The following is a 14,059-nucleotide window of genomic DNA, read 5'->3' as shown; positions in this document are numbered from 1 at the left end:
GGTCGGCACCGTGGTCGGGGGTCCCTGGAGGCCGGCGGTCATGCGGCGTGGACCGCGAAGCTGCGCTCGCGGTACGCGACGACGCCGTCGGCGAGGGTCATGAGGACGCGGCCGTGGAACCGGCGTCCGTGGAAGCAGCAGTTGCCGGACTTGCTCTCGTAGCCGTGCTCGCCGACGGTCCACGCGCGCTCGAGGTCGACCAGGCAGAGGTTGGCGCGCTCGCCGACCGCGACGGTCGGGGTGGGCAGGCCCATGAGCGCCGCGCCGCCGATGAGACGGTCGACGACGATGTCCAGCGGCAGGACGCCGGGACGCACGAGCTCGGAGTAGACCGCCGCGAAGGCGCTCTCCAGGCCAGTGGTGCCCATGGGCGCCTGCTCGAAGGGCATCTCCTTCTCGTCCCGCGCGTGCGGGGCGTGGTCCGTGGCGATCGTCTCGATCGTGCCGTCGCGGACGCCCTCGATGAGGGCCTGCCGGTCCTCCTCGAACCCCAAGGGCGGGTTCATCTTCATGGAGGTGTCGAGGTCGCGGACCGCCTCGTGCGTCAGGCAGAGGTGGTGCGGCGAGGCCTCGCCGGAGACCTTGAACCCGCGGGCCTTCGCGTCGCGGAGCGCGTCGACGGAGGCGACGCAGGAGAGGTGCTGGAAGTGCAGGCGCCCGTCCTCGTAGCCGGCGATCGCGGCGTCGCGGGCGACCATCGTGGACTCCGAGAGCCACGGGACGCCGGCGATGCCCAGGCGCGCCGAGACGCTGCCCTCGCGCATGGAGCCGCCGGCGGAGAGCGCCGGGTCCTCCTCGTGCAGGGCGATCACGCCACCGCAGAGGCGCTGGTACTGCAGGGCCTTGCGCAGCACGCCGGCGTCGGTGACGGGGCGGCCGTCGTCGGTGAACCCGACCGCGCCGGCCTGGCGCAGCTCGGCCATCTCCGTCAGGTGCTGGCCCTCGAGCCCCAGGGTGATCGCCGCGGTGAAGCCGACGGGGATGCGGGCCAGGCGCGAGGCGAGGTCGCGCAGGGAGCCGAGCAGCGAGCTGGAGTCGACGACGGGCGACGTGTTCGGCATCGCGACGACGGCGCAGTACCCGCCGGCGGCCGCGGAGCGCGTGCCCGTCTCGAGGTCCTCCTTGTGCTCCTGGCCCGGGGTGCGCAGGTGCACGTGCGGGTCGACGAAGCCGGGGAAGAGGTGCTTGCCCTCGCCGTCGACCTCCTCCGTGCCTGCGGGCGCCTCGAGCGTGCCGGGGGCGCCGATCTCGGCGACCTGTCCGGCGCGGACGAGCACGTCGTGGGGGGCGTCGATGCCGGCCCGCGGGTCGAGCACGTGGACGCGGCGCAGCAGGACGTCGGCGTCCTGGGCCGGTGCCCGGACGAGGGGGTCGAGGCTCATGCGGGGTGCAGCTCCGGGTTGGGGTGATCGGTTCCCCGGCCGCGGCCGGGGCCGCTCGCGGGGGTGCTGGGGCCGCCGCCGGACGCGAGGACCTCGTAGAGGACGGCCATCCGCACGAGCACGCCGGCGCGGACCTGGTCCAGGATGAGCGAGCGCGGGCCGTCGACGACGTCGCCGGCGAGCTCGACGCCGCGGTTGACCGGTCCGGGGTGCATCAGCAGCTGGCGGGCGCCCAGGCGGCGGGAGTCGATCTGGTAGTTCGCCGCGTACTCGCGCAGGGAGGGCACGTAGGCCTGCTTCATGCGCTCGTTCTGCATCCGCAGCGCGTAGACGACGTCGGCCTGCGGCAGCTCGTCGAGGGAGTAGCGGACCTGGCAGCCGAGGACGGCGATGTCCTGCGGCACGAGCGTCGGCGGGCCGGCGACCGTGACGGTGGCGCCCATCGTCTGCAGCGCGAGGACGAGCGAGCGGGCGACGCGCGAGTGGCGGACGTCGCCGACGATCCACACGTTCAACCCGTCGAGCGAGCCGAGGCGGTCGCGCAGCGTGTAGACGTCGAGCAGCGCCTGCGTGGGGTGCTCGTGCTGCCCGTCGCCGGCGTTGACGATCGCGGCGTCCGTCCACTGGGTGATGAGCTTGGACGCCCCGGCCCACGGGGTCCGGATGACGATGGCGTGCGGCTGGTGGGCGGCGAGGGTCTGGACGGTGTCGCGCAGTGACTCGCCCTTCTCGACCGACGAACCGCTGGCCGCGAAGTTCACGACGTCGGCGGAGAGCCGCTTGGCCGCGAGCTCGAAGCTCGAGCGGGTGCGCGTCGAGGACTCGTAGAAGAGGTTCAGGACGGTGCGGCCGCGCAGGGCGGGCACCTTCTTGATCGGCCGGTCGGCGACCTCGGCGAAGCTCGCCGCGCGGTCGCAGAGCCGCTCGATGGCGGCGCGGTCGAGGTCCTCGATCGACAGCAGGTGCTTCATGCGGCGCGGTCCTCCGGCTCGGTCGGGCCCTGCGGATCGTCGTCCGGGGCCGGCGGCAGGCGCCGCTCGATGGCGACCTCGTCGCGGCCGTCCGTCTCCTCCACGCGCACGTTGACGCGCTCGGCGATCGACGTCGGCAGGTTCTTGCCGACGTAGTCCGCGCGGATCGGCAGCTCGCGGTGGCCGCGGTCGACGAGGACGGCGAGCTGCACCCGGCCGGGGCGGCCGTAGTCGAAGACCGCCTCGATGGCCGCGCGGATCGTGCGGCCCGTGAAGAGCACGTCGTCGACCAGGACGACGGAGCGCCCCTCGAGCGGGATGCCGTCGAGGTGCGTGGCGTGGATGACGGGGCCGTTCTCGTCGCGGACGAGCAGCGTGTCGCCGCGGCTGTCGAGGTCGTCGCGGTAGAAGGCGATGTCGATGTCGCCGAGCGGGACCTCGCGGTCGAGCAGCGCGTTCAGCCGCTCCTGCAGCCGGCGGCCGAGGACCGCTCCGCGGGTGTGGATGCCGACGAGGACGAGCGAGTCGGGGTCCGGATGGCCCTCGACGATCTCGTGGGCGATGCGCGCAAGCGTGCGCGCCATGTCGGAGCCGTCCAGGACGGTGGTCTCGAAGCTCATAGGTGGTTGGTCGTCCCGGCCTCTCTGGACCGGCTTAACGAGCGGACGGGAGGCTAGCACCGTCTCCGGCGGCGGGACCGTCTTCGGCGGACCCGGACAGCGCCTCGTCCTCCGCGTCGCCTTCCGGGTCGTCGAGCGCCGAGGCCGGCGTGACGCCCGGCGCGCCGTCGTGCCGCGGCTGCCGGCCGCCGCCCGGGTGCAGGACCGGATCGCCGCGCTCCGGGAAGGGGACGTCGATGAGGTCGAAGTCGCGCGGGAGGACGACGTGCTCGAACGCCTCCTTCGCCTCGGCCAGCGCCTCCTTCGGCCGGTGGCGGGCGGAGAGGTGGACGAGCGCGAGCAGCCCGACGTCGGCGTCGGCTCCGAGCGTGGCGGCCTGCCGGGCGGTGCTGTGCCCCGTCTTGCGCGCGCGGTCGCGGTGCTCGTCGGTGAACGTCGCCTCGTGCACGAGCAGGTCGCAGCGCCACGCGGCCTCGCGCAGCGCGTCGCACGGGCGGGTGTCGCCCGAGACGACGATCCGCCGGCCGTAGCGCTTCTCCCCCATCACCTGGTCCGGGGTGACGTCCCCGACCGTCTCGCCGCGCTGGAGGCGGCCGAAGTCGGGCGGATCCGTGACGCCGAGCTCGCGAGCGCGGTCCGGGTCGAAGCGCCCGGGGCGGTCGTCCTCCTTCAGCGCGTAGCCGTTGGCGGTCGTGCGGTGCTGGACCCCGATCGCCTCGACGTGCCAGCCGTCGCGCGGGAGGACGTCGCCGTCCTCGAGCTCGACGACCTGCAGCGGGTAGCGCACGCCGCCGGCCAGGCGGAACAGGCCTTCGATGGCGGCCAGGGTGCCGACGGGCCCGGCGACCGTGAGCGGCGCGGTGCGGTCGCGCAGGTCGAAGGTCTTCAGCAGCCCGGGCAGGCCGAGCCAGTGGTCCGCGTGCAGGTGCGTGATCAGCACGAGGTCGAGCTCGACCAGGCCGCTCGACCGCATGAGTTGGCGCTGGGTGCCCTCCCCGCAGTCGATGAGCACGTGCTCGCCGCCGCGGCGCACGAGCAGGGCGGGCAGCCCGCGGCGGGCGGTCGGCGCCGAGCCGCCCGTGCCGACGAAGAGGACCTCGAGGTTCACGCGCCCGAGCCTAGTCCCTGCGCCCGCCCCTCCACGGCTCCGGCAGGCTCGCTACACTCCGGCACGGATCGACTCCGGTCGGCCCGAGCGCCCGTAGCTCAGTGGATAGAGTGTCTGCCTCCGGAGCAGAAAGTCGCAAGTTCGAATCTTGCCGGGCGCGCTACAGAAACCCAGTCTGCGACTGGGTTTCTTCGTTTCAGAGGGATGACGGCGAGCGCGTGGCCCACCGTCGACCCGTCCGCCAACCGCCCCGCGCCCGCGGGATCAGCGGGGCCCTACCGGTCCAGCGCCGCCGGGAGAACCCAGAAGCCCAGGGGCTCGTCGGCCATGGCCGGCAGCTCCTCCCCCGGGCGGGTGTCCTTCGTGAACGCCTCGGCCTTCGCGGCGTCCAAGGGCTCCCACGCAGCGTGGCGATCGAGAAGGAAGGCCCGGATGTCCTCCTCGTGCGCATCGGGGATGTCCTCCTGCCGGATGACGACGTGGTCCGGGTAGCGCCCGTCCGGCTTGCCTTCCTCCCGGACCCACGTCCGGATCTCGTCGTCCGTCATCCGCTCGGCCCACTCCCGCGGGATCCGGAGGAGGGGCGCGCTGCGCTCCGGGGTGCCGTCGCGCTCGTCCGGTGCGTCGAGGGGCGCGATCACGCCGCTCCGGAGGGCGTCGTCGAGCCACGCCGCGGTCTCCTCGTCAGCGAGGCCGGGCGCGACAGCCGCGTACCCCCGGTCAACCGCGATCTGCGGGTGGGCTTTGGCGGTGGCGGACACGGCGGCGCGGAGGCCGCGAGGAAAGCTGGGCATCTGCGCGGCAGCGTAGATCGCGCCGCGGACGGGTCTGGCCGGGTACCGAGGCGGTCCCGGCACCCACACGCCCCCAGGCCACCTCAGCTCTCGCCCAGCGCTCCCTCTGGAACCAGGTAGTACTCCACCACCTCGGGCGCCTTGACCTCCGGCGTCACGCCGTCGGCCTCGTTCACGAGTGGCGGGGCCGCGAGCGGCTCGGACTCGATCCGGCCGCCGACCGAGTGCACCCAGGCGTCGACCTCCTCGGGATCAAGGGTCAGGACGCCGTCGCGGAGGATGCGGACGAACCCCTCCGGGGTGTCGGGCACCCGGGCCTGGCTGCGCTCGACCTCGCGCAGCACGTTCACGATCTCGTCGTCGGCCATGCGGGCACGCTACCCAGGGCCCACCCGGGGGAACCGCGCCAGCCGGGGGGGCGTGTACCCGGGCGTCGTCCTACATCGCCGGGACGGCTGTGTCGCCCGCGTGGGGCCACGGGATGCCGAAGGAGACCGTCACGTCGCCGACGAGGTCGTCGCCGTCGGCCTTGAGCTTCGTGTCGCTCGTGTCCGGCCAGGTGATCTCGGCGGCCTCGCGGCTCTCGAGGGTCACGGTGGCGGTGGCGCCGGAGAAGCCCTCGAGCAGGCGGCGGGCCTCGGCCTCGTCGGCGCCGGAGAAGCGCAGCTCCACGGCCACGTTCCACTCCTCGGGCACCGTCTCGCCGGGGGCGCCGGGCAGACTGATCGCCCGCGACGCCGTGGCGTCCGCACCCACGGTGCCCGTCGCGTCGGCGCCGGACACCGCGTGCTGGACCCAGGTCTCGATCCGCTGCTGGATCTCGGCCGCGCGGGCGTCGGTGCTGTCTCGTTCCATCCGACGACCGTACAGGCGCGGGACGGACGCGGCGGGACCCCTCGCCGGACGGGCGCGAACGACCGTGGTTACCCGAGGAGGCGTCGGGGCATGCCGCCCCGCCTGCGGCGTTCGGCCGTGGGCGGGACACGAAGGACGGAGGACGGCCGCGAGACCGTCCTCCCCACCCCGCCCTAGCGCCGGCGGGCCTTGATCTCGACCGACGACCCCGGCAGGGACTTCAGGCTGCCGTCGGCCACGCGCACGAAGACGCGGTAGGAGCCGCTGCGGCGGATGCGCACGCGGGTGGCGTAGCGGGCGAACTCGGCGGTGCCGGCGCGGGTGCGGGAGCCCTTCAGCGTGACCCAGTTGTCGCCGCCCGAGAGGCGCTGCACGCCGATCTGGTCGCCGACGCGGGCCGGGCGCACGCGGCCGGAGAAGCGCAGGGTGCGGCCCTTGCGGACGCTCCGCTTCACCGTCGTGGTCACGGCGACGCCGACCTCGGAGGTCAGGACCGGGCTGAGCACGGGGTCCTTGCCGGTGGTGGCGACGCGGTACTGCGTGTTGATCGTCTGGCCGAGCAGCGGGAAGGCGAAGGTGCCCGTGGCCGAGGTCACCTGGACGTTGCCGACCGGGGCGAAGCCCGAGGTGTACGGCCACGGGTTGGCCTGGAGCTGGATCTGCCGGTTGCCGTTGCCGGTGCCGCCGAGGGTGCCGCCGACGGTGGTCGGGCCGCCGAAGCTCAGCGGGTTCGGGTTGACCGCGACGGAGAAGCCGAGCGGCTGCTTCGGCGTCTTGAACGTGCGGTCGGCGCCGCGGACGACGCCCTTGGCGTTGCTGGCGAGGATCCGGTAGTGGTAGGTCGTCGCCGGCTGGAGGCCCGCGACGCCGCCCGTGGCGGCGACCTTCGTGACGCCGTTGCCGGCAATCGTGCGGGCCGTCCGGGCGCCGTACTTCGTGGTCTTGCCGTACTCGAACAAGTAGGCCGTGTTCAGGCCGTTGGGGTCGACGACGCCGGTGAGCGTGGCGCCCTGCGGGGTGATGCTCCCCGCCAGGCCGGTCGACGCGGCGGGCTTGCTCGTGGCCGCCTGGGCGGTGGCCGGCACGGCCATGACGGCGGTGGCGGCGAGGACGACTGGGGCGATGCGCATCGTGCGGAACCTCTCGGTGCTGGGCGCGGCGGGGGCCGCACCACGTGGGGGGATCGAACGGCCGGGGGCACCGACCGTCCTCCCTGCAACCTATGGTCTCCGCCCCCGGTCCCGCGGTCGGCTCTCATGCTCGTCTCATGTGGACGACGAACGCTCGCCGACGGGGCCCGTCAGGACATCGACGTGCGGCGGATGCCCGCCCGACCCAGCAGCGCGACGACGCGGTCGTGCCGCTCGGCCACCCGCTCGAGGAGCGCCGGCAGGTCCGGAGCGTGGTCCGGCGCAGCGCTCTCCGGGTCGGTGCAGCGCAGGAGGACGATCGCCGCGAGGTCGTCCGAGGCGCAGGCCAGGCCGTCGAACGCCTCGGACAGCCGGGCGCGGTCGCGGGCCCGGGCGCGCCCGGCGACGGGCTGGGTCTCGAGCCGCACGCACGAGGCGTGCAACTGGCGCACCCCGTCGACGACCCGGTCGGTCGAGCGCGACGGTCCGGGCGGCTGGGCCGCGAAGGCCGTCAGCCGCCGGGCGTGCTCGAGCAGGTCGCTGGCCACCCAGTGCGGGTCGGCGGCGCCGGAGGTCGACATGGGTCGACGCTATCCGCGGCCCCGGACGGAAACCCGCGATTTGCAGCGAAGACTGGACGGACAGGCCGGCGGCGAACCTCGACGACCGGCGCGGGTCGCGGCCGGCGGGCGCCGAGCGCCGCGGCAGGCGGGACGCTCAGTCGTCCGCGACGATCCGGACCTCGTCGCCCTCGGCGGCCACGAGGTCGCCGTCGTGCAGCTGCCGCCCGCGGCGGACCTCCTCCTCGCCGTTGACCGTCACGAGTCCGGCCGCGAGCAGCTGCTTCGCCTCGCCGCCCGAATCGACGACGCCGGCGAGCTTGAGGAGCTGGCCCAGCCGGATCATGTCCCCACGGATCGTCACGTCGCGCACGCTGCGATCCTTCCAGACCGGCCCCGTCGCGCACCCTGCGGCCACCCGGACCGCACTGCGACGACCCATCGAGCGCGTTTAGGTTCGGTGAACCGGGCACTGAAAGCCTCGAAGCATCGCCTCCCCCGTGCGAACACCCCTTCCCGACACGAGCAAGCCGGCCCCGCCGCCGGAGCGCCCCGCCACCCCCGGCTCAGCCGCCGCGCGGCCGCGCCTGGACGCGCTGGACGGCATGCGCGGCGCCGCCGCGGTCGGGATCGTGCTGCTCCACACCTGGATGTACGTCGTGGGCGACCGGCTCGTCGACCGCGGTACCCCGCTCGACCTCGTCATGGGCCAGCTGCGGCTGGGCATGCCGATGTTCTTCGTGCTCTCGGCGTTCCTCATCTTCCGCCCCTTCGCCGCGGCGATGATCGACGGCCGCCCTCTCCCGCGGATCGGCGTCTACGCGCTGCGGCGCGTCGCACGGATCGGGCCGGCCTACTGGGTCGGCATCGTCCTCGCGTTCCTTGTCCTCATGCGGTTCCCGGCCTACGCCCAGCCGTGGTCGGTGCTCCCGACGTTCCTGACGTTCCAGCAGAACTACGACCTGGCCACTGTCAAGGTCCTCAACCCGCCGATGTGGACGATCGCCGTCGAGGTCACGTTCTACGTGGCGGTGCCGCTCCTCACGCTGCTGCTCGCCCCCGTCACCCGCCGGCTGGCGACGCCGGCGCGCCGGCGGGCCCTGCTCGCCGCGGTGTGCGTCGTCCTGGTCGTGGTGGGCACGGCGATCCTCGGCCACGCGCTCATCAACAACCTGGACCGCACCGCCCGCGACACCCTGCCGGCGCGCCTGGCCCCGTTCGGGGCCGGGATGCTCGTGGCGGTACTCACGTACGGCCGCCAGGTGCGACGCACGGCGGTCACCGTCGCGCTCGCGGCCCTCGGCGTCGCGCTCGTCGGCCTGGAGGCGACGGCGATCGTCCGCGACTGGGGGTCGCCGCAGCTGCGGATGGCCGTGGTCGACACGCCCGCCAGCCTGGGGTTCGCGCTGATCATCGCCGCCGTCGCGACCGGCCGCCTGCCCGGTGCGGTGGTGTTCGCCCGCGGCCCGCTGCAGTGGTACGGCACGCTCTCCTTCGGGCTCTACATCGCCCACTACCCCGTGATCTGGACCCTGCGGGGCATGGACCGGTTCCCGACCGACCCGCTCGGCGCGATCGTCGCCGTGCTCGGCGTCAGCACCGTGCTGGCGGTCGCCAGCTGGCACGTGCTCGAAAAGCCCGCGATCGCCTGGGCCCACCGGCGCACCCCGAAGCGCGAGCCGGCACGGCGAAACGTCCTGGCCGGCGCAGCCGGCGACTGACGCACCGGCCCCGCGACGGGTACCGCCGCCCCCGGAACGACGAACGGCGGGCCAGCGGCCCGCCGTCGCTCGTGGGGTGCGGTCCCGCGGGGCCGCCGCCCCGAGTCCGCGCCTAGCGGCCGCCGGCGACGGCCGGGAGGATCTGCAGCTCCTGGCGGTCGCTCAGCGCGGTGCCGAGGCCGTCGCCGAAGCGGATGTCCTCGCCGTCGAGGTAGACGTTGACGAACCGCCGCAGGTCGCCCTGGGCGTCGACCAGGCTCGAGCGCAGCTCGGGGTGGGCCGTGAACAGGCTCTCGAGCGCCGCCTCGACCGTGGCGCCCTCGGCCTTGACCTTGCCCTCGCCGCCGGTGGCGGCGCGCAGCTGGGTCGGGATCTTGAACGTGACCTCGGCCATCAGACCGTCACCTCCTCGCGGTGCTCCGCAGTCGCTTCGAACTCGTCGAAGCTCGGCGCGATCTCCCGGCACTCGAAGGTGCCGCGGACCGCGTCGAGCGTCTTCAGGCCCTCGCCCGTGATCACGAGGACCACGCGCTCGTCCTTGCCGATCTGCCCGGCGTCGGCGAGCTTCTTCAGCGTTGCCGTGGTGACGCCGCCGGCGGTCTCCGTGAAGATGCCGGTCGTCCGGGCGAGCAGGGCGATGCCGCCCCGGATCTCGTCGTCCGTGACCTCGCTGATCGTGCCACGGGTCTTGCGGGCCAGCTCGATCGCGTAGGGACCGTCGGCGGGGTTGCCGATCGCCAGCGACTTGGCGATCGTGTTCGGCTTGACCGGTCGGCAGACGTCGTGGCCCTGCTCGAAGGCGTGGGCGACGGGGTTGCACCCGGCGGCCTGGGCGCCGCTCATGATCGGCAGCTCCTGGTCCTCACCGAGCACGCCCAGGTCCTTCCACTCCTGGAAGCCCTTGCCGATCTTCGTGAACAGCGAACCCGACGCGATCGGGGCGACGATGCGGTCCGGCGTCTGCCAGCCGAGCTGCTCCGCGATCTCGAAGGCCACGGTCTTCGAGCCCTCGGCGTAGTAGGGGCGCATGTTGACGTTCACGAACGCCCAGTCGGGACGCTCGCCGGCGATCTCGGTGCAGAGCCGGTTGACGTCGTCGTAGTTGCCGCGGACGGTCACGACGGTCGCGCCGTAGACGCCGGTCGCGAGGATCTTCTGCTCCTCGAGGTCGGCCGGGATGAACACGTAGACGGGCATGCCGAGCGCGGCGCCGGCGGCGGCCACCGCGTTGGCGAGGTTGCCGGTGGAGGCGCAGGCGAGCGTCGTGAAGCCGAGCTCCTTCGCGCGAGCGGCGGCGACGGCCACGACGCGGTCCTTGAAGGAGTGCGTCGGGTTGGCGGCGTCGTTCTTGACCCACACCTCGCGCAGGCCGAGCTCGGCGGCGAGACGGTCGGCGCGTACGAGCGGCGTGTGGCCGGCGGGCAGGCCGTCCAGGCCGATCGTGTCGCCGGGGCCCGAGGCGGCCAGCGTCGGGACGCGCTCGAGCGGGAGGAAGTCGGCGTAGCGCCAGATCGTGGCGGGGCCCGCCTGGATGCGGCGGCGGATCGCCTCGGGGTCGCCCTTCGAGGGGTGCTCGTCGTACTTGACCTCGAGCGGGCCGAAGCACTTCGAGCAGACGAAGTGGGCCTCGAGCGGGTACGTGCTGCCGCACTCGCGACAGGTCAGGGAACTGGCAGGCATGCTGGAACTCCGGGTCGGTCCTCCGCCGAAAGGGTGTGGCGGAGGTCCGTACTGGTCCAGCCACACATCTCTCTGGAATTGGCACCTCTCCGCGTCGGCGATTTCGCGGTGGTTGCCGGGGGTTCGCAGGGCCAGTCCCTCCCCCCCTCTGGATGTGTTGATCGGTGCTGCGCGGCGAACAGTAGCAAGGGGACGCCCGAAATACCTGCGGTTGGCCGGGATTTCGCTCTGCGCCGTAGACGGGCGTCCGATCAAGATTCACGGGGCGGCAGCAAGCGCCCTTGTGTCGGCGGGTAGACTGGGTCGTCGTGCTGCCCCTCGACGACGAACCCCTCAGTCCCGATGCCCGCGTTTCCGCGACCGCGCTTCGGGTTCGGCACCAGGCCGACTGAGTCCCCCTCCGTCGGGCAGGACGAGCCCGACGCTCCCCAGATCGACATCGTCGAGTCCCACGGACTCCGGTGGATCAACCTCGGCCGCGCCGGGCGCGCCGAGATCGCGTGGGTGCAGGAGCACTTCGACTTCCACGCGCTGGACTACGAGGACGTCACGTCCCGCAACCAGCGCCCCAAGGTCGACGTCTACGACGAGTACCTCTTCGTCGTCCTGCACTTCCCGCACTACGACAAGACCGTCGGCCGGCTCAACGCGCTCGAGCTCGACGTCTTCGTCGGCCCGGACTTCGTCCTGACGATCCCCAACCGCCCGCTGCGGACGATCGACTACCTCTTCAGCCGCGTCGAGGGCCGCGAGGACGAGCGCGAGCGGCACTTCTCCCGCGGCCCGGGCTACCTGCTCTACCGCATCGTCGACGAGTGCGTGGACGCGTCGTTCCCGATGCTGCGCAAGATCGGGAACAAGCTCGAGCAGCTCGAGGAGGACATCTTCGAGGGCCGCTCGAAGGAGATCGTCCGCGACATCTCCAACGTCAAGCAGGAGATCATCAACTTCCGCAAGATCGTCCGCCCGCAGCGGACGGCGCTGAAGGACCTCAACGCGGCGCGCCGGTACCTCGTCGAGGACCAGGAGCTGTACTTCGACGACATCAACGACGCCTCCGAGCGCGTCTGGGACACCCTGGAGAACTTCAAGGAGGTCGCGGAGGCGCTCGAGGGCTCGAACGAGTCCGTGCTCGCGCACGCGCAGAGCGACTCGCTGAAGGTCCTGACGGCGATCACCGTCATCGTCCTGCCGCTGACGCTGCTCGCGTCCATCTGGGGGATGAACGTGCGGGTGCCGGGCGAGGGCGAGAGCCACCCGTTCTACCTCCTGATCGGCGTGATGCTCGCGCTGCTCGGGACCATGGTCTGGTGGTTCCGCCGCAACGACCTGCTGTAGGGGCCGGGGCCCCGGTCACCACCGGGCGCCGGCCACCCGGCACGGTCCCGCGGCCTGGGGATGCGAGACCGCGGGCGCTCGACGCCGCGTCCGCGCTAGAACGCCTCGCGGGAGGCCAGCACGACGCTGCGGGCGCCCTCGGAGCCCGCGATGCGCTCGATGACGAGCTGCTCCTCCTGGGCGATCGCCGCGAGGGTCTCCAGGTCCAGGAGCGCGCCGCGCCACAGCGGATGGTCGGCGACGTAGGCGGGCAGCGCGTCCTCGCCCGGGAGCATGAGCGGCGCCGGGGCCGAGCGGACGTCGAAGAGCGCGGTGCCGCCGGGGCGCAGGACGCGGCCGAGCTCGGCGATGGCGTCCTCCACGAGCTCGACGGTCGGCAGGTGCGGGAGCACGCCGAGGGCGAGGACCGTGTCGGCCTCCCCCGGGCCGATGCCGCGCAGGTCGGCCGCGTGGGCGACGCGGAAGTCGACCCCCGGCGTGGCGCCGATGCGGGCGCGCGCGGCGTCGACCATGCGGGGCGAGACGTCGCACGCCACCACGGTCTCCGCGCGGGCGGCCAGGGCGGGCGTCAGGCGCCCGGCGCCGCAGCCCAGGTCGATCGCCACGCCGGCGCCGTCGACGACGTAGCCGACCTGCTTGGTCAGGGCCGCCAGGACGGCCTCGCCCTGGTCCTCGAAGCCGTCGGGATCCTGCCGGGGCCCCCCCGGGACGGAGTAGCGCAGCGCGTCCTCGCGGGCGCGGGCGTCCCAGAACCGGGAGATGCGCTGGAGGACGGGATCCGCGGGGGCACTCACGGCGGCGGATGGTACTTCGCCCCGTGCGCGTAACGCGGCGGCCCCGGCGGTGTTGGTGGGTCTCGTGCCCTCATCCGCCCCTGCCCCCGACGCCTCGGCCCTCACCTCCCCGAAGCGTCGCCGTCTGGCGGTCGTGGTCAACCCGAACGCGACGACGACGTCGCCCCGCCTGCGCTCCCTCGTCGTCCACGCGCTGAGCCACCGCTACGAGGTCGAGCCCGTCGACACGGAGGGTCCCCGCCACGCCATCGAGCTGGCCCGCCAGGCCGCCGCGGACGGGGTCGACGCCGTCGTGACGCTTGGCGGCGACGGCACCGTGAACGAGGCGGCCAACGGGCTGGCCGGCACCGGCGTCCCGCTCATGCCGCTCCCGGGCGGCGCGACGAACGTCTTCCACCGCCTGATCGGCATGCCGGGCGAGATCGTCGACGCGACGGAGCACGTGCTCTCCCTCGCCGACCGCTGGGAGACGACCCCCGTCGACCTCGGCCGCATCGGCGACCGCTGGTTCACGTTCTCCGCCGGCGTCGGCCTGGACGCCAGCGTCGTCGACCGCGTCGACCAGCGCCCGACGCTCAAGGCGCGCCTGGGACCGTGGTACTACGCCACGTCCGCCGTCTCGACGTTCCTGAAGCACTACGTGAAGGACCCGCCGCAGCTCGTGCTCGAGCTGCCCGACGGTCGCGAGCTGCACGGCGTCACCGCGATCTTCCAGAACGCCCCGGAGTTCACGTTCTTCTCCCGCCGCCCCGTGCGGCTGCTGCACGGCGAGGACCTGCACTCCGGCCACCTCTCGGGTGCCGTCCTGCGCCACACCCGCCCGACGGTCATGCCGGGCGTCACGATGCGCGCGCTGATCACGCCGATGGACCTGGGAGGCCACCGCGCCGTCGACGCGGTGCAGGGGCTGACGAGCGCCGTCCTGCGCTCGACCGACGGCCGCCCCCTCCCCTTCCAGGTCGACGGGGACTACGTCGGCGGCATCGAGCGCGCCGAGGTCGGCGTCAGCCCCGGCGGGCTGCTCGTCGTCGTCTGAGGACCGGCGAGCCGCGACGCCGTCGCGCCCGCCCCGCGACGCCGTAGGCGGCTGCCCCGGTCAGGGGCGG

At 73.5% G+C, this 14,059-nt stretch carries 16 protein-coding genes, 1 tRNA gene and 1 riboswitch; of the genes, 4 read left to right on the top strand and 13 right to left on the bottom strand.

Features of this window, described 5'->3' with window-relative positions:
* Nucleotides 1-38: 38 nt before the first annotated feature.
* From F593_RS0110555 to F593_RS0110540, 4 genes are read right to left on the bottom strand one after another with little or no spacing between them, the layout of a single operon-like run.
* Nucleotides 39-1,382 (bottom strand): dihydroorotase, encoded by a 1,344-nt coding sequence (locus tag F593_RS0110555; RefSeq protein ID WP_022928718.1) that lies wholly within the window; start codon nucleotides 1,380-1,382, stop codon nucleotides 39-41.
* Complete coding sequence (locus F593_RS24200; protein WP_022928717.1) at nucleotides 1,379-2,353, bottom strand: aspartate carbamoyltransferase catalytic subunit; 975 nt, start codon at nucleotides 2,351-2,353, stop codon at nucleotides 1,379-1,381. The genes F593_RS0110555 and F593_RS24200 overlap by 4 nt, the downstream gene beginning before the upstream one ends.
* Nucleotides 2,350-2,973: a bifunctional pyr operon transcriptional regulator/uracil phosphoribosyltransferase PyrR gene (gene pyrR, locus F593_RS24195; RefSeq protein WP_022928716.1), complete on the bottom strand. Its 624-nt coding sequence runs from the start codon at nucleotides 2,971-2,973 to the stop codon at nucleotides 2,350-2,352. The genes F593_RS24200 and pyrR overlap by 4 nt, the downstream gene beginning before the upstream one ends.
* A gap of 34 nt (nucleotides 2,974-3,007) precedes the next feature.
* The gene (locus F593_RS0110540) at nucleotides 3,008-4,081 is read right to left on the bottom strand and encodes a ribonuclease Z (protein WP_022928715.1); all 1,074 of its coding nucleotides are present in this window, start codon (nucleotides 4,079-4,081) and stop codon (nucleotides 3,008-3,010) included.
* Between the two features lie 87 nt (nucleotides 4,082-4,168).
* Here F593_RS0110540 and F593_RS0110535 point away from each other — a divergent pair.
* Nucleotides 4,169-4,241 (top strand) — tRNA-Arg (locus F593_RS0110535).
* A gap of 115 nt (nucleotides 4,242-4,356) precedes the next feature.
* Here the strand turns inward: F593_RS0110535 and F593_RS0110530 are convergent.
* The 6 genes from F593_RS0110530 to F593_RS0110505 form a co-directional block, all read right to left on the bottom strand.
* Entirely contained in the window at nucleotides 4,357-4,875 is a 519-nt protein-coding gene (locus tag F593_RS0110530; protein WP_022928714.1) for a hypothetical protein, read from the bottom strand.
* Nucleotides 4,876-4,958: 83 nt separating this feature from the next.
* Entirely contained in the window at nucleotides 4,959-5,243 is a 285-nt protein-coding gene (locus F593_RS0110525) for a hypothetical protein (RefSeq protein ID WP_022928713.1), read from the bottom strand.
* Nucleotides 5,244-5,313: 70 nt separating this feature from the next.
* Nucleotides 5,314-5,730, bottom strand: coding sequence for a hypothetical protein (locus F593_RS0110520; RefSeq protein ID WP_022928712.1), 417 nt, complete (start codon nucleotides 5,728-5,730; stop codon nucleotides 5,314-5,316).
* Between the two features lie 173 nt (nucleotides 5,731-5,903).
* The gene (locus F593_RS0110515; RefSeq protein ID WP_022928711.1) at nucleotides 5,904-6,860 is read right to left on the bottom strand and encodes an alkaline phosphatase D family protein; all 957 of its coding nucleotides are present in this window, start codon (nucleotides 6,858-6,860) and stop codon (nucleotides 5,904-5,906) included.
* 170 nt (nucleotides 6,861-7,030) lie between these two features.
* The gene (locus F593_RS0110510) at nucleotides 7,031-7,441 is read right to left on the bottom strand and encodes a hypothetical protein (RefSeq protein ID WP_022928710.1); all 411 of its coding nucleotides are present in this window, start codon (nucleotides 7,439-7,441) and stop codon (nucleotides 7,031-7,033) included.
* 136 nt (nucleotides 7,442-7,577) lie between these two features.
* Nucleotides 7,578-7,793 (bottom strand): RNA-binding S4 domain-containing protein, encoded by a 216-nt coding sequence (locus F593_RS0110505; RefSeq protein WP_022928709.1) that lies wholly within the window; start codon nucleotides 7,791-7,793, stop codon nucleotides 7,578-7,580.
* 127 nt (nucleotides 7,794-7,920) lie between these two features.
* Between F593_RS0110505 and F593_RS0110500 the strand changes: the two genes are divergently transcribed.
* Nucleotides 7,921-9,141, top strand: coding sequence for an acyltransferase family protein (locus F593_RS0110500; protein WP_022928708.1), 1,221 nt, complete (start codon nucleotides 7,921-7,923; stop codon nucleotides 9,139-9,141).
* Between the two features lie 112 nt (nucleotides 9,142-9,253).
* Here F593_RS0110500 and F593_RS0110495 read toward each other — a convergent pair whose 3' ends face one another.
* Together F593_RS0110495 and thrC are read right to left on the bottom strand one after the other, a co-directional pair.
* On the bottom strand, nucleotides 9,254-9,535 hold the full coding sequence (locus F593_RS0110495) for a ubiquitin-like small modifier protein 1 (protein WP_022928707.1): 282 nt from the start codon (nucleotides 9,533-9,535) through the stop codon (nucleotides 9,254-9,256).
* The gene (gene thrC / locus F593_RS0110490; RefSeq protein ID WP_022928706.1) at nucleotides 9,535-10,821 is read right to left on the bottom strand and encodes a threonine synthase; all 1,287 of its coding nucleotides are present in this window, start codon (nucleotides 10,819-10,821) and stop codon (nucleotides 9,535-9,537) included. The genes F593_RS0110495 and thrC overlap by 1 nt, the downstream gene beginning before the upstream one ends.
* A 61-nt stretch (nucleotides 10,822-10,882) precedes the next feature.
* Nucleotides 10,883-10,980, bottom strand: a riboswitch (SAM riboswitch).
* A gap of 183 nt (nucleotides 10,981-11,163) precedes the next feature.
* Between thrC and F593_RS0110485 the strand changes: the two genes are divergently transcribed.
* A complete protein-coding gene (locus F593_RS0110485; RefSeq protein WP_022928705.1) occupies nucleotides 11,164-12,159 on the top strand; it encodes a magnesium transporter CorA family protein in 996 nt (331 codons plus the stop codon).
* 95 nt (nucleotides 12,160-12,254) lie between these two features.
* Here the strand turns inward: F593_RS0110485 and F593_RS28165 are convergent, their stop codons facing one another.
* Nucleotides 12,255-12,953, bottom strand: a complete 699-nt coding sequence (locus F593_RS28165; RefSeq protein WP_022928704.1) for a class I SAM-dependent methyltransferase — start codon at nucleotides 12,951-12,953, stop codon at nucleotides 12,255-12,257.
* Nucleotides 12,954-13,017: 64 nt separating this feature from the next.
* On the opposite strand from F593_RS28165, the gene F593_RS28160 reads away from it, so the two are divergent.
* A complete protein-coding gene (locus F593_RS28160) occupies nucleotides 13,018-13,989 on the top strand; it encodes a diacylglycerol/lipid kinase family protein (RefSeq protein WP_022928703.1) in 972 nt (323 codons plus the stop codon).
* The last annotated feature ends 70 nt before the right edge of the window (nucleotides 13,990-14,059 follow it).

It is taken from the genome of Patulibacter americanus DSM 16676 (assembly GCF_000420025.1).
Taxonomy (GTDB): domain Bacteria; phylum Actinomycetota; class Thermoleophilia; order Solirubrobacterales; family Solirubrobacteraceae; genus Patulibacter; species Patulibacter americanus.
The sequence above is the reverse complement of the archived record's forward strand: the minus strand, read 5'-3'. Positions and strand labels throughout refer to the sequence as shown.

What these genes read in the sequence shown, in the direction of transcription:
- F593_RS0110555 (WP_022928718.1), bottom strand. Translation starts at nt 1,382, where the DNA reads ATGAGCCTCGACCCCCTCGTCCGGGCACCGGCCCAGGACGCCGACGTC.
- F593_RS24200 (WP_022928717.1), bottom strand. Translation starts at nt 2,353, where the DNA reads ATGAAGCACCTGCTGTCGATCGAGGACCTCGACCGCGCCGCCATCGAG.
- pyrR (WP_022928716.1), bottom strand. Translation starts at nt 2,973, where the DNA reads ATGAGCTTCGAGACCACCGTCCTGGACGGCTCCGACATGGCGCGCACG.
- F593_RS0110530 (WP_022928714.1), bottom strand. Translation starts at nt 4,875, where the DNA reads ATGCCCAGCTTTCCTCGCGGCCTCCGCGCCGCCGTGTCCGCCACCGCC.
- F593_RS0110525 (WP_022928713.1), bottom strand. Translation starts at nt 5,243, where the DNA reads ATGGCCGACGACGAGATCGTGAACGTGCTGCGCGAGGTCGAGCGCAGC.
- F593_RS0110520 (WP_022928712.1), bottom strand. Translation starts at nt 5,730, where the DNA reads ATGGAACGAGACAGCACCGACGCCCGCGCGGCCGAGATCCAGCAGCGG.
- F593_RS0110515 (WP_022928711.1), bottom strand. Translation starts at nt 6,860, where the DNA reads ATGCGCATCGCCCCAGTCGTCCTCGCCGCCACCGCCGTCATGGCCGTG.
- F593_RS0110510 (WP_022928710.1), bottom strand. Translation starts at nt 7,441, where the DNA reads ATGTCGACCTCCGGCGCCGCCGACCCGCACTGGGTGGCCAGCGACCTG.
- F593_RS0110495 (WP_022928707.1), bottom strand. Translation starts at nt 9,535, where the DNA reads ATGGCCGAGGTCACGTTCAAGATCCCGACCCAGCTGCGCGCCGCCACC.
- thrC (WP_022928706.1), bottom strand. Translation starts at nt 10,821, where the DNA reads ATGCCTGCCAGTTCCCTGACCTGTCGCGAGTGCGGCAGCACGTACCCG.
- F593_RS0110485 (WP_022928705.1), top strand. Translation starts at nt 11,164, where the DNA reads ATGCCCGCGTTTCCGCGACCGCGCTTCGGGTTCGGCACCAGGCCGACT.